Below are 14,447 nucleotides of genomic sequence, written 5' to 3'. Positions count from 1 at the left end.
CACGTGGCGCGTTGAGACGCCCTGAGACCCGCACGCAACCCGCGAGGAGTGGACGAGATGGCGCTACCGCCACTGGTGGAGCCGGCAGCCGAGCTCACCAAGGACGAGGTGGAGCGGTACAGCCGCCACCTCATCATCCCCGACGTCGGGATGGACGGGCAGAAGCGCCTGAAGAACGCGAAGGTGCTCGTCGTCGGCGCGGGCGGCCTCGGCTCGCCCGCCCTGCTGTACCTGGCCGCCGCGGGCGTCGGCACCCTCGGCATCGTCGAGTTCGACGTCGTCGACGAGTCGAACCTGCAGCGTCAGGTCATCCACGGGCAGTCCGACGTGGGCCGCCCGAAGGCCGAGTCGGCCCGCGACTCGATCCGCGAGGTCAACCCCTTCGTCGACGTCCGCCTGCACAACGAGCGCCTCACCAGCGAGAACGTGCTGGACGTCTTCCGGGACTACGACCTGATCCTGGACGGCACCGACAACTTCGCCACCCGCTACCTGGTGAACGACGCGGCGGTGCTGCTCGGCAAGCCCTACGTCTGGGGCTCGATCTTCCGGTTCGAGGGTCAGGCGTCGGTCTTCTGGGAGGACGCCCCGAACGGGCAGGGCCTCAACTACCGCGACCTCTACCCCGAGCCGCCGCCGCCCGGGATGGTCCCGTCCTGCGCCGAGGGCGGCGTGCTGGGCGTGCTCTGCGCGTCGATCGGCTCGATCATGGTCAACGAGGCCATCAAGCTGCTCACCGGCATCGGTGAGCCGCTGCTCGGCCGCCTGGTGATCTACGACGCGCTCGAGACCACCTGGCGCCAGGTGAAGATCCGCAAGGACCCGGAGACGCCGAAGATCACCGAGCTGATCGACTACGAGGCGTTCTGCGGCACCGTGACGCAGGAGGCCCAGGACGCGGCCGCCGGCAGCACGATCACAGTCGGCGAGCTCAAGCAGATGATCGACGCGGGCAAGGACTTCCAGCTCATCGACGTCCGCGAGCCGCACGAGTACGAGATCGTGAAGATCCCGGGCTCGGTCCTGATCCCGAAGGACCGGATCCTGTCCGGTGCCGCGCTGTCGGAGATCGCCCAGGACAAGCCGGTCGTGCTGCACTGCAAGTCCGGCGGCCGGTCCGCCGAGGCCCTCGCCGCGCTGCACAAGGCCGGGTTCCGCGACGCCGTCCACGTCGGCGGCGGGGTGCTGTCCTGGGTCAAGCAGATCGACCCGTCGCAGCCCACCTACTGACCGGGGCCGACCCGCTCCGCCCTACACCGACGGCCGCCGTCACCGGTACACCCGGGACGGCGGCCGTCGCCGTTCCTGGTGTGGCACAGCGTGACCGCTCGTCGATCGCACACGACCGTCCGAGTGAACATCGTCCGTTCAGCCCTGTAATTCGCCCGTTGGGCGAAACATGTCGACCGATCGCCGCGACATGGGGATGCACGCGATCACTAGGTCGGGAGGACGCTCGGTGGAGGACTCGCTGCGCACATGCGCCCTGCAGGGGTGCGACGCACCGTTGGAGCCCACGGGGGACGTGTCCGGCGACCGTCCACAGCGGCGCTACTGCTCCGCCGCCCACCGGCTGGCAGCCCGGCAGGTCCGCCGCGCCGCGGCGCAGGCGGCGGGGGACCAGCGGCTCGCCGACACGCTGCCGTGGCTGCGTGAGCCCGAGGCCGTCGAGGCCGACGAGCGCGTGGCGACCGCCCGGCGGGGGACGGCGACCCGCCGTCCCGTCGTGGCGCGCCCGGCCGCGTCGGCGGGCCCGGACCGCCCCGGACCGCTGCGTGCCCCGCGCAGCCCGCTGCGGCACCGGCGCACGCTGGCCCTGATCGGGGCGACGGCCGTGCTCCTCGGCGGGTACGCGCTGACGACCTCCCCGGCGGTGACCGGGGTCCCGGCGCCGCAGGACCGCACCGCCGACCAGTGGGCCGGGCAGGCCCGGATCGCGCTGGCGGCGCTCGACGACAAGCTCGGGACGCTCAACGCGAGCGAACGGACCTGGCAGGCGTCCGCGCACGAGCCGGACCGCACCCCGGCCGCGGTCGCGAAGCTGCAGCAGCAGCGCGACACCCTGCTCCAGCAGCGCGCCGCCCTGCAGTCGCAGCTGCAGGTCTACACCTCCCGGCAGGACGCCGTGGACGCGCTGGCCGCCGCCGAGCAGCAGCTCGCCGAGATGGACCGGATCGTCGCCGACCTCCCGCCGGCCACCCGCCGGACTCCCGACCAGATGGCCGCGGCCGCGTCGCTGGAGGAGCAGCGCGACCTGCGCGCCCGCAACCGCGACGCCTGCGCGGAGCGGCTGGCCGCCATCGACGACGGCATCGACAGGGCCCGAACCGCCCCGCTGCCCGGCGACGGCGACGAGACCGAGAAGGTCTCCGACGACGTGCTGGCCCTCGCCCGCGGCGAGGACCCCGCCACCCCCGAGCCGTCCGGGGTGCGCCGCAACCCCGAGGTCCTGGCCGGGGGCCGGGAGACCGGCGGGGACCGCGAGCGCGACGACGTCGGCACCAGCGGCCCGCCCGACCCGCGGGGCCCGTTGGACGAGACCCGGCCGCGGGCGGAGGGACCGGAGGGCGCCTCGGCCCGCGGTGCGGGCAGCACACCCGGTCGGGACGCGGGCCCGGGGGAGAAGCTGGGCGGTGCCGTCTCCGGTGCCGCCGACGGCGTCGCCGGCCTGACCGGCGGCGAGCCGGGCCCCGGGGACGGCGCGGGCTCCGGTGCGGGTCCGGGCGGGGCGAAGAAGGCCGACCGGGCCGAGGTCGCACCGGCGTCGTCCGAGGGTCCGGTGAAGAAGGTCGGCGACGGCGTCGGCGAGGCCGCGCAGGGCGTCGGGGACACCGCCGAGTCGCTGGGCAGGGGTGTCGACGACGTCGCGGGCGGGTTGACCGGGAAGAGGTCCGGCTCGGGTTCCGGCGGCTCGGACGCCGGGTCCTCCGGCTCGTCCGACGAGGCTCCGGCCCCGTCCGCCCCCGCGCCGCGGGAGGAGCCCGCGCCGCGGGAGGAGTCTGCGCCGCGGGCGGCCGCGCCCGCGCCGATCTCGCCCGCCCCGTCGGAGGGCTCCGGCACGGAGCGCTCCGGCTCGGGGTCGCAGGGTTCCGGCGGGAGCCGCGGCTCCGGCGGCATCGTCAGCGCCGTGGCCGGGTCCTACGTCGAGTCCGCCATGGGGCGGGAGGCGGCGGCGCCGGTGCTGGCGGAGGCCGACCGGCAGGCGGCCGAGCAGATGGCCGAGCGCAGCGGGTCCTCCGGGTCCCGGTCCGGCGGCTCGTCCGGTTCCTCCGACGGCTCGGGATCGGACTCGCGGTCCTCCGGGTCCCGCTCCTCCGGATCGGACTCCGACTCCGGGTCCTCGGAGTCACGGTCGTCCCGGTCCTCGGACTCCGGTTCGTCGGCATCCCGGTCGTCGGACTCGGGCTCGTCGTCCTCCCGGTCGTCGGACCCGGGCTCGTCGTCCTCCCGGTCGTCGGACCCGGGCTCGTCGTCCTCCCGGTCGTCCGGCTCGGGCTCCTCGTCCTCTTCGGAGTCGCGGTCCTCGGACTCGGGCTCGGGGTCGTCGCGGGGGGAGTCCTCGCGGAGCAGCAGCTCGGACGACTCCCGCTCCTCGTCCTCGGACTCCGGCTCACGGTCGTCCGGGTCGGACTCGGGGTCGGACTCGGGCGGCGGCAGCTCCTGGTACTGACGGTGTCGCCCGCGGTGGCCGGCTCCCACACAGCCGGCCACCCGGGCCGGCCGCGCCACCTGGCCGGCCGCGCCACCGGGCCGGCCGCCTCACCGGGCCGGCCGCGTCACGGGACCGGCCGCGTCACGGGACCGACCGCGTCACGGGACCGACCGCCTCGCCCGGCCGACGGCCCCGCCCGCCCCGCCCCACCGGCCCCGATCGGTCCACCGTTCACCCGATCGGTCGTGGCGCGTCGCGCGGTTCGGGCGTGGCGCGACGATCGTGGGCCGGTGGCGCGGGTACCGTCCCCGCTGTGACCGCTGCCCGCACGCTCGCCACCGCGCCGGCCGCGAGCGTCCTGCCCGAGCACGTCCGCACCGCCTTCGGCGTGCGTGAGACGTCCCCCCGTCCCGTCGTGTGGGCGGGCCAGCGGGCCTGGCAGTGCGGCGACGTGCTGCTGCGGCCGGTGTCCGACCACGTCGTCGCCGCCTGGTCGGCGACGGTCCTGGAGAACCTCGAGGTCGACGGCGTCCGCCTCGCCCGCCCCGTCCGCAGCTCGGACGGCCGGTGGGTCGTGGGCGGCTGGGCCGCGTCCCGGCACGTGCCCGGCGTCCCGGAGCCGCGGCACGACGAGGTCGTCGCCGCGTCGCTGCGGCTGCACGCCGCGACCGCGACCGTGCTGCGCCCGCGCCTGCTCGACGACCGCGACGACCTGCTGTCCCGGTCCGCGGCCGCCGCGTTCGGCGAGCGCCGCCTGGACCTGCACCCCGAGACCGGCGGCCGGTTGTTCGCCGAGCTCGCCGCGCACCGCCGCACGATCCGGCTCACCCCGCAGGTCGTGCACGGCGAGCTGTTCGGCGCCATGCTGTTCGACCCGACGGGGCGGCCCGCCGTGCTCGACCTCGTGCCGTTCTGGCGGCCCGCGGAGTGGGCGGCGGCGGTCGTCGTCGTCGACGCGGTCGCCTGGGGCGGTGCCGACGAGGAGCTGATCGAGCGCTGGTCGGAGCTGCCCGAGTGGCCGCAGTCGCTGCTGCGCGCGGTCCTCTACCGGCTGGCCCTGCACGCCCAGCACCCGGACGCGACGACCGAGTCGCTCGCCGGGATCGAGCGGGTCGCGAGCCTGGTCAGCCGCCGGCTCTGACGTGGCCGCTCCCAGCACGCTGCTGCTCACCGGCGCCGCGGGGAACATGGGGACGCTGCTGCGGGGTCGGCTGGCCCGCGACGGCCGGACCCTGCGCCTGCTCGACACCGCGGAGCTGCAGGCCGGTCCCGGCGAGCAGGTCCGCACCGGCTCGGTGACCGACCCGGACGCGGTCGCCGCCGCGACGACCGGTGCCGACGCCGTCGTCCACCTCGCCGGGATCAGCGGTGAGGCGGGCTGGGACGACATCCTCGCCGTCAACGTCGAGGGGACCCGCACCGTGCTCGACGCGGCGGTCGCCGCCGGGGTGCGGACCGTCGTGCTCGCGTCCAGCAACCACGCCGTCGGCTTCCGGACCCGCGACGACGGCGTCCCGCTGCCCGCGGACGTGGGCCACGCCCCGGACACCTTCTACGGCTGGTCCAAGCACGCGATGGAGGGACTGGGCCGGCTCTACCACGAGCGGTTCGGCCTGACCGTGGTCTCCGCGCGGATCGGCAGCTGCTTCCCCCGGCCGTCGAACCCCCGGATGCTCGCGACCTGGCTGTCCCCGGACGACGCCGCCCGCCTGGTCGAGGCGGCCGTCGACCCGGGCACCCGCGGCCACCACGTCGTGTGGGGCGTGTCGGCCAACACCCGTCGCTGGTGGTCGCTGGAGGAGGGCGCCGCGATCGGCTACCACCCGCGCGACGACGCCGAGGTCTTCGCCGGGGAGCTCCTCGGCGGCACCGAGCCGGACCCGGCCGACCCGGTGCACCACCGGGTGGGCGGCGCGTTCTGCGACGCCCCGCTCGGCGTCCCGATGCGCTGAGGCGGCTCACAGCCGTCGCGACACCCGTGTGAGATAAGCGTTGCGGGGGTGTCACACGGGGCCACCCGTCGGAAACTGGGGCTCCCTAGCGTCGTCGACGACGTGACCGCCGGCGATCAGGAGACCGATCCGTGACCACCACCTCTGCCCCGGGGCGCCGCATCGGCGGCCGCTGGATCGACCACTGGGACCCCGAGGACGAGGGGTTCTGGCAGCGCACCGGCTCGGCGATCGCCCGTCGCAACCTGTGGCAGTCGATCTTCTCCGAGCACATCGGCTTCTCGATCTGGACCATCTGGTCGGTCCTGGTGCTGTTCATGGGGCCCGAGTACGGGTTCACCGCGGCGCAGAAGTTCTTCCTGGTCGCGGTACCCACGCTGGTCGGGTCGATCCTGCGGCTGCCCTACACCTTCGCCGTCGCCCGTTTCGGCGGCCGCAACTGGACGATCTTCGCGGCGTCGCTGCTGATCGTGCCCACGATCCTGGCGATGGTCGTGCTGGAGCCGGGGGTGTCGTACACGACGCTGCTGGTCGTCGCCGCGGTCGCCGGCGTCGGCGGCGGCAACTTCGCGTCGTCGATGGCGAACATCAACGCGTTCTTCCCGGAGAAGGAGAAGGGCTGGGCGCTGGGGCTCAACGCCGGCGGCGGCAACCTCGGCGTGCCGGTCGCGCAGCTGCTCGGCCTGCTCGTCATCGCCACCCTCGGCGCGGGCTCCCCGCGGGTGCTGCTGGCGGTCTACCTGCCGTTCATCGTGATCTCGGCGTTCCTGGCCTGGAAGCGGATGGACAACATCGCCGCGATGTCCAACGACACCGGCGCCTTCACCGAGGCCTGCCGCGACCGCCAGACCTGGATCATGTCGTTCCTCTACATCGGGACGTTCGGGTCGTTCATCGGCTACTCGTTCGCCTTCGGCCTGGTCCTGCAGAACCAGTTCGAGCGGACCCCGCTGCAGGCCGCCGCGGTCACCTTCATCGGCCCGCTCATCGGGTCGCTGATCCGCCCCTACGGCGGCAAGCTCGCCGACCGGTTCGGCGGCGCGGTGGTCACCCTGTGGAACTTCGTCGGCATGGCGGTCGCCACGCTGGTGATCATCTTCGCCTCGGGGATCGGGTCGCTGACGCTGTTCACGATCGGTTTCATCGCCCTGTTCACGCTGTCCGGCGTCGGCAACGGGTCGACCTACAAGATGATCCCGGCGATCTTCACCGGGCGGGCGCGCGTCGCGATCGCCGGGGGCGCGGACCGCGGGACCTCGTTCGACACCGCGCGACGGCTGTCCGGTGCCGTCATCGGCATCGCCGGTGCGGTCGGCGCGCTGGGCGGGCTGTTCATCAACCTCGCCTTCCGCCAGTCGTTCATGACGGTGCAGTCCGGCACGCCCGCGTTCTGGAGCTTCCTGGCCTTCTACGTCCTCTGCATCGGTGTCACCTGGGCCGTGTACCTGCGGCCGCGCCCGGCACTGGTCGGGAGCACCGAGGCCGCCGCGATGGCCCGGGTCTGAGCCGTGGGTCCGGACGACCGGACCGCCACCCACTGCCCGTACTGCGCCCTGCAGTGCGGGCAGTGGGTCGGCCCGTCCGGCGAGGTCGACGCCCGTGACTTCCCGACCAACGCCGGGGGCATGTGCCAGAAGGGCTGGACCTCGGGCGCTCTGCTCACCCATCCGCAACGGCTGACGTCGCCGCTGGTCAGGACCTCGCGGACGGCCGGTTTCGTCGAGACCGGCTGGGACGACGCGCTCACCGGCGTCGCCGCTCGGCTCGCCGCGCTGCGCGCCGAGCACGGCCCGGACTCGGTCGCGGTGTTCGGCGCGGGCGGGCTGACCAACGAGAAGGCCTACCTGCTCGGCAAGTTCGCCCGGGTCGCGCTGGGCACCAGCCAGATCGACTACAACGGACGGTTCTGCATGTCCTCGGCCGCCGCCGCGGGCAACCGGGCCTTCGGGGTCGACCGCGGGCTGCCGTTCCCCGTCACCGACCTCGACGACGCCGAGCTGGTCGTGCTCGCCGGCGCGAACGTCGCCGAGACCATGCCGCCCCTGATGTCGCACCTGAGCGGGGCGCGCCTGGTCGTCGTCGACCCGCGGCGCACCCCGACCGCGGAGCGCGCGCTCGCCTCCGGCGGGCTGCACCTGGCGCCGCGCCCGGGCACCGACCTGGTCCTGGCGCTGGGGATGCTGCACGCCGCCGTCGTCGACGGGCACCTCGACCTGTCCTACGTGGACGACCGGACGACCGGTTTCGACGACGTCTGGGCGATCGCCTCGCAGTGGTGGCCCGAGCGCGCGGAGCGGGTCTGCGGGGTCGCCGCCACCGACATGCGCACCGTCGTGCGGTGGCTCGCGGAGTCCGCGCGGCGCTACGTCCTCACCGCGCGCGGCGCCGAGCAGCACGCGCACGGCGTCGACACCGTCGCCGCGTGGATCAACCTGTCGCTGGCGCTCGGCCTGCCCGGCCGCCCCGGCTCCGGGTTCGGGACGATCACCGGGCAGGGCAACGGCCAGGGCGGGCGCGAGCACGGACAGAAGTCCGACCAGCTCCCCGGCTACCGGCACATCAGCGACCCGGCCGCCCGCGCACACGTCGCACGGGTGTGGGGGGTGCCGGAGCCCTCGATCCCCGGGCCCGGCCGCAGCGCCGTCGAGCTCCTCGACGCCCTCGGCCGCCCCGGCGGACCGAAGGCGCTGCTGGTGTTCGGCTCGAACGTGCTCGTCTCCGCGCCCGACGCCCGCGCCGTCGCCGAGCGGCTGGACGCGCTGGACCTGCTCGTCGTCGCCGACGTGCTGCCCGGCGAGACCGCGCTGCGCGCCGACGTCCTGCTCCCCGTCGCCCAGTGGGCCGAGGAGGAGGGGACCATGACCAACCTGGAGGGACGGGTGCTGCGCCGCCGCCGCGCGCTCGCCCCGCCGCCCGGGGTGCGCACCGACCTCGAGGTGATCGCCGGGCTGGCCGCCGCCCTCGACGCGCCGGGGGAGTTCCCCGGCGACCCGCGGACCGTGTTCGACGAGCTGCGCCGCGCCTCGGCCGGCGGCATCGCCGACTACGCCGGCGTGTCCTACGCCCGGCTCGACGCGGGCGAGGCGCTGCACTGGCCGGTCCCCGCCGACGACCACCCCGGGACCCCGCGGCTGTTCACCGAGCGCTTCGGCCACCCCGACGGACGCGCCCGGATGCTGCCGGTCGACCACGTCGAGCCGGACGAGGGCACGGGCGGCGACTTCCCTCTGACCGTGACGACCGGGCGGGTGCTGGTGCACTACCAGTCCGGCGCGCAGACCCGGCGGGTCGCCGAGCTGGCGGAGGTCGCGCCCGAGGTGTTCGTCGAGGTGCACCCGGACACCGCCGCCCGGCACGGTCTCGCCGACGGCGACCTGGCCGACGTCGTGTCCCGGCGCGGGACGACGACGGCGCGCGTCCGCTGCGTCGCCTCGCTGCGGCCGGACACGGTGTTCCTGCCCTTCCACTTCGGCGGGGCGGGGGCGGCGAACAACGTCACCAACCCGGCCCTGGACCCGGTGAGCCGGATGCCGGAGTTCAAGGTGGCCGCGGTGCGGCTGGAACCCGCCTCGACGGAACGGGGCACATCCGCCGGCCCCGGAGCCGGGACCGGCACCGCCGCCGAGCTGAGTCCCACCGGCGCGGGCCGGTCCGCGCGCTGATCCGCTGCCCGCGCGCGTCCGGACACGCGCGAGCCGCGGATCACCGCGCGCTCTGCGGATCACCGCGCGCTCGGCGGATCATGACGCGGGCGGTGGGCGCCGCGCCCGCTGCCGGGGGGAGCCGCCCGGGCGTGCACCGGAAATCGCGTAGCTGTCGTGCGTTGTCAGGGATACCCTGACAGACATGTCCGCATCCGAGCACCGCACCCTCGTCGACCACGCCCTCGTCGTCGACGTCACCGAGGCGGCCCGGGCCGTCACCGCGGCGGCGGTCGCCGAGCTGGACCGCCGCGCCGACGCCGTCGCCGGTGTCCCGCCGCTGCCCGGCACGCCGGAGTGGGAGGCCGAGCAGGGCACCGACGGCCCGGCCCGTCGTGAGACCGCCTGGCAGCTGGCCGCGTTCCGGATCGCCCTGGCCGCCGGGCTCGACCCGCTGCCGCAGCTGGTCGGGCTCCGCCGCATCGGGGTCAGCTGGGAGACGGTCGGCCGCGCCGCCGGGATCACCCGCCAGTCCGCGCACGAGCGGTGGTCGGCCCGGGTCGCCGCCGTCCTCGACCGCTGAGCGCAGCACCCCGCGCACCGCGAAGGCGCACCTCGCATGCCCTGCAGAGGCTGCGAGGTGGGCGGAACCGCTGCGAGGTCCCGGCTCACGGACGGCGCCCGCCGAGAATGAGGACCTCGTAACGCCCGTGCAATGGCCGGCGTTCTGCCCGTAACCCCCCGTTCCTACCGTCGGTGTCATGAGCAGGCGCGTGGTGGTGATCGGGCACGGCATGGTCGGTGCCCGTTTCGTGGAGGAGGCCCGCCGGCGCGACCCGGACGGCGAGCGGGTGACGCTCACCGTCCTCGGCGCGGAGCCCCGCCCCGCGTACAACCGGGTGCTGCTGTCCACCGTGCTCGCCGGCGGGCTGCGGCCCGCCATGGTCGCGCTGCCCGTCGTCGACGGCATCGTCCTGCACACCGGCGTCGCGGCGACGGCGCTCGACCGGACCGCGCGCGTCGTCCACGCCGACGACGGCACCGTCCACCCCTACGACGAGCTGGTCCTCGCCACCGGCTGCCGCGCCTGGCTCCCGCCGGTCGACGGTCTCGCCGACCCCGGCGCCCCGGAGGTCCCGGCCCGCGGCGTGAGCCTGTTCCGCGACCTCGACGACTGCGAGCGCATCCTCGACGCGGCCGTGCCGGGCGCGCGGATCGCCGTCGTCGGGGGCGGGCTGCTCGGGGTCGAGGCCGCCCGCGGGCTCGCCGGACGCGGCGTCGCCGTCACCCTCGTGCACCCGCGCACCCACCTGATGGAGCGCCAGCTCGACGCGGGCGCCGGCGACGTGCTCGCGACCGCGCTGCGCGGGCTCGGGGTCGACGTCCGCTGCGGTGTCGGCGCCAAGGCCTGGGACCCCGAGACCGGCCTGGACTGCGACGACGGCTCCCGGATCGCCGCGGACCACGTCGTCGTCGCCGCCGGGGTGCGTGCGAACACCGGGCTGGCCGCCGACGCCGGGCTCGCGGTCGACCGGGGGATCCTCGTCGACGACCGCCTCGCCACCGACGACGGCCGGGTGCACGCCCTCGGCGACTGCGCGCAGCACTCCGGCGCCCCGGGCGGGCTCGTGCAGTCCGGCTGGGAGCAGGCCGCCGTCCTCGCCGACCTGCTGACCGGCACCGACCCGGCCGCGCGCTACCGCGGCACCCGCCCGGTCACCCGGCTCAAGGCCCGCGGCATCGACCTCGCCGCCCTCGGCGACCCCACTGCGGGCGACGAGGAGCTGAGTGTCTCCGACCCCCGGCGCGGCCGCTACGGCGTGCTCGCGCTGCGCGACGACCGCGTCGTCGGGGCCGTCCTCATGGGACTGCCCGACGCCGCCGCCATGATCACCGGGCTCTACGACTCCGGCGCCCCCGCTCCCGAGGACCGGCTCGCGCTGCTGCTCGGCCGGGCCCTGCCCGGCGAGACGTCGCCCGCCACCGACCCGGGCCGGATGCCGGGCGCTGCCGTGGTCTGCCGCTGCAACAGCGTCACCAAGAACGCGCTGGTCACCGCGTGGCGCGCGGGTGCCCACGACGTCGACGCGCTGTCGCGGCGCACCCGGGCCGCCACCGGCTGCGGGAGCTGCCGCGACGTCGTCTGCGGGATCCGGGACTGGCTGGCCGACATCGACCCGCCGCAGGAGAGCGCGGCATGAAGGAGCAGAGCATGAGCCGTCTGGTCGTCGTCGGGAACGGCATGGTGGGCCACCGCCTGGTCGCCGCCGTGCGGGACCGGGACACGGCGGGGGACTGGGAGATCACCGTCCTCGGCGAGGAGTCCCGCCGCGCCTACGACCGGGTCGCCCTGTCCTCCTATGTGGACGGCACGTCGGAGGAGGAGCTGCGCCTCGACGACGACGACCTGCGCGGCGACCCGCTCGTCACCTACCACCTCGGCGACGCCGTGGCGTCGATCGACCGCGACGCCCGCCGCGTCACCACCGCGTCCGGCCGCACCCTGACCTACGACGCGCTGGTGCTCGCCACCGGCTCGTACCCGTTCGTCCCGCCGGTCCCCGGCAAGGACCTGCCCGGCTGCTTCGTCTACCGCACCCTCGACGACCTGGACGCGATCAAGGCCGCCGCCGCGGCCGCCGCGGACGACCCGGCGCGCAAGGGACGGCCGTCGGCGATCGTCGTCGGCGGCGGGCTGCTCGGCCTGGAGGCAGCCCGGGCGATGCGGCTGCTCGGGCTGTCCCCGCAGGTCGTCGAGATCGCACCGCGGCTCATGCCGGTCCAGGTCGACGAGGGCGGCGGCGCACTGCTCGAACGTCTCGTCACCGGCCAGGGCATCGCCGTCCGCACGGGGGTGTCGCTGTCCGGCGTGTCCACCGACCGCGGCCGGCTGGTCGGGACGCTGTCCGACGGCGTCGAGCTCGACGCCGACCTCGTCGTGTTCTCCGCCGGCATCCGTGCCTCCGACCGGCTCGCCCGCGACTGCGGCCTGCCCGTCGGCGAGCGCGGCGGGGTGTGGGTCGACGACCGCTGCCGCACCTCCGACGACGCCGTCTGGGCGATCGGCGAGTGCGCCGCCCTGGAGGGCCGCACCTACGGCCTGGTCGCGCCGGGCTACGCGATGGCCGAGGTCGTCGCGGACCGGCTGCTCGGCGGGCAGGCCCGGATGACGCCCGAGGAGCTGGACATGTCCACCCGGCTCAAGCTGCTGGGCGTCGACGTGGCCAGCTTCGGCGATGCCCACGCGACCACCGAGGGCGCGCTGGAGATCGTCGTCAACGACCCGGTGGAGGGCACCTACTCCAAGCTGGTCGTCTCCGACGACGCGTCGACGCTGCTCGGCGGGGTCCTGGTCGGCGACGCCTCGCGCTACGGCTCGCTCCGCCCGCTGGTCGGGGCCCGGCTGCCCGCCGACCCGGTCACCCTGATCTCGAAGGGCGGGGCCGAACCGGACGCGTCCGCGCTGCCGGACTCCGCGCAGATCTGCTCGTGCAACGCCGTCACCAAGGGTGCGTTGTGCGCGGCCGTCGCCGACGGCGCGCACACCGTGCCGGAGCTGAAGGCCTGCACCCGCGCCGGGACGACCTGCGGCTCGTGCGTCCCGGCGCTCGCCCGGATCCTGGCCCAGCAGGGCGTCGAGGTCTCGAAGGCCCTGTGCGAGCACTTCGACCACTCCCGCGCCGAGCTCTTCGAGATCGTCGCCGGGGCGGGCATCACCTCGTTCTCCGCGCTGATCTCCCGGCACGGCCGCGGGTCGGGCTGCGACATCTGCAAGCCGGTCGTCGGGTCGATCCTCGCGACGCTCTACAACGAGCACGTCCTCGACGGCGAGCGCGCGACCCTGCAGGACACCAACGACCACTTCCTCGCGAACATGCAGCGCAACGGCACCTACTCGGTGGTGCCGCGGATCGCCGGTGGCGAGGTGACCCCCGAGGGCCTGATCGTCATCGGCGAGGTCGCCCGCGACTACGGGCTCTACACCAAGATCACCGGCGGGCAGCGGATCGACATGTTCGGCGCCCGCGTCGAGGACCTGCCGGCGATCTGGCGACGCCTGGTCGACGCCGGGTTCGAGTCCGGGCACGCCTACGGCAAGTCGCTGCGCACCGTGAAGTCCTGCGTCGGCACGACCTGGTGCCGCTACGGCGTGCAGGACTCGGTCGGCCTCGCCGTCGAGCTGGAGCTGCGCTACCGCGGGCTGCGCAGCCCGCACAAGCTCAAGTCCGGCGTCTCCGGCTGCGCACGCGAGTGCGCCGAGGCCCGCTCCAAGGACTTCGGCGTGATCGCCACCGAGCACGGCTGGAACCTCTACGTCGGCGGCAACGGCGGCTTCACCCCGCGCCACGCCGAGCTGCTCGTGTCCGACGTGGACACCGCGACGCTGGTCCGGACGATCGACCGGTTCCTGATGTTCTACGTCCGCACCGCCGAGCGGCTGCAGCGCACCGCGCCGTGGATCGAGGCGATGGAGGGCGGGCTGGACCACCTGCGCGACGTGATCGTCGACGACTCCCTCGGCATCTGCGGCGAGCTCGACGCCGCGATGGCCCGCCACGTCGACTCCTACGCCGACGAGTGGGCCGGCGTCCTGGCCGACCCGCAGAAGCTGGAGCGGTTCGTCTCCTTCGTCAACGCGCCCGACACCCCCGACCCCACCGTCCGGTTCGTCGAGGAGCGGGGACAGAACGTCCCGGCCCCCGGCCGTCCCGACGAGCCCGTCCTGATCGGCCTTCCGGAGGTGTCCTCGCGATGACCACCACGACCACGACCACCACGGCCGCCGTCCCCGCCCCGGCCGGGACCGAGCCCACCGGCTGGCTCACGGTCTGCCCGCTGGACCGGCTGCTGCCCGGCCGGGGGGCCGCCGCACTCGTCGGCGACACCCAGGTCGCGTTGTTCCGTCTCGCCGACGGCTCGGTGTACGCCCTGGGCAACATCGACCCGTTCACCGGGGCCGCGGTCGTCTCGCGCGGCATCGTCGGCGACCGCGGCGGCGAACCGACCGTCGCCTCGCCGCTGTACAAGCAGGTCTTCGCCCTGCGTGACGGCCGCTGCCTCGACGGCGCCGACGGCGAGGCTGTGAGCCTGCCCGCGTTCGCGGTGCGGTCCATGGGCGACGCGCTGCAGGTCGGGCTACGGTGAACGGGCCTTCCCGCACCGTCGTGCCCACCACCACCCGCGACGCTCCCGGCGACCTCC

The 14,447-nt window shown here is 75.1% G+C and carries 10 protein-coding genes; all 10 read left to right on the top strand.

The window, feature by feature from the left end:
* The first annotated feature begins 57 nt into the window (after nt 1-57).
* The 10 genes from moeZ to nirD all read left to right on the top strand — a co-directional run bounded on the left by moeZ (nt 58) and on the right by nirD (nt 14,390).
* The gene (moeZ, locus tag DMP17_RS21575; RefSeq protein ID WP_178374315.1) at nt 58-1,230 is read left to right on the top strand and encodes an adenylyltransferase/sulfurtransferase MoeZ; all 1,173 of its coding nucleotides are present in this window, start codon (nt 58-60) and stop codon (nt 1,228-1,230) included.
* A gap of 229 nt (nt 1,231-1,459) precedes the next feature.
* On the top strand, nt 1,460-3,670 hold the full coding sequence (locus DMP17_RS21570; RefSeq protein WP_337830422.1) for a hypothetical protein: 2,211 nt from the start codon (nt 1,460-1,462) through the stop codon (nt 3,668-3,670).
* 295 nt (nt 3,671-3,965) lie between these two features.
* Nucleotides 3,966-4,793 (top strand): TIGR02569 family protein, encoded by an 828-nt coding sequence (locus tag DMP17_RS21565; protein ID WP_226355349.1) that lies wholly within the window; start codon nt 3,966-3,968, stop codon nt 4,791-4,793.
* A gap of 1 nt (nt 4,794) precedes the next feature.
* Entirely contained in the window at nt 4,795-5,604 is an 810-nt protein-coding gene (locus tag DMP17_RS21560; protein WP_226355350.1) for an NAD-dependent epimerase/dehydratase family protein, read from the top strand.
* 131 nt (nt 5,605-5,735) lie between these two features.
* On the top strand, nt 5,736-7,109 hold the full coding sequence (locus DMP17_RS21555) for a nitrate/nitrite transporter (protein ID WP_226355351.1): 1,374 nt from the start codon (nt 5,736-5,738) through the stop codon (nt 7,107-7,109).
* Nucleotides 7,110-7,112: 3 nt separating this feature from the next.
* Nucleotides 7,113-9,266 (top strand): molybdopterin oxidoreductase family protein, encoded by a 2,154-nt coding sequence (locus DMP17_RS21550; RefSeq protein WP_337830421.1) that lies wholly within the window; start codon nt 7,113-7,115, stop codon nt 9,264-9,266.
* A 184-nt stretch (nt 9,267-9,450) separates the two neighbouring features.
* Nucleotides 9,451-9,828: a hypothetical protein gene (locus DMP17_RS21545; protein WP_226355353.1), complete on the top strand. Its 378-nt coding sequence runs from the start codon at nt 9,451-9,453 to the stop codon at nt 9,826-9,828.
* Between the two features lie 178 nt (nt 9,829-10,006).
* Nucleotides 10,007-11,446, top strand: coding sequence for an FAD-dependent oxidoreductase (locus DMP17_RS21540; RefSeq protein ID WP_226355354.1), 1,440 nt, complete (start codon nt 10,007-10,009; stop codon nt 11,444-11,446).
* Between the two features lie 11 nt (nt 11,447-11,457).
* The gene (gene nirB, locus DMP17_RS21535; protein WP_337832709.1) at nt 11,458-14,001 is read left to right on the top strand and encodes a nitrite reductase large subunit NirB; all 2,544 of its coding nucleotides are present in this window, start codon (nt 11,458-11,460) and stop codon (nt 13,999-14,001) included.
* Complete coding sequence (gene nirD / locus DMP17_RS21530) at nt 13,998-14,390, top strand: nitrite reductase small subunit NirD (RefSeq protein WP_337830420.1); 393 nt, start codon at nt 13,998-14,000, stop codon at nt 14,388-14,390. The genes nirB and nirD overlap by 4 nt, the downstream gene beginning before the upstream one ends.
* The last annotated feature ends 57 nt before the right edge of the window (nt 14,391-14,447 follow it).

The organism is Pseudonocardia sp. TMWB2A, assembly GCF_017312135.1.
Note: the sequence above shows the minus strand (reverse complement) of the source record. Positions and strands in the feature narration are given on the sequence as shown.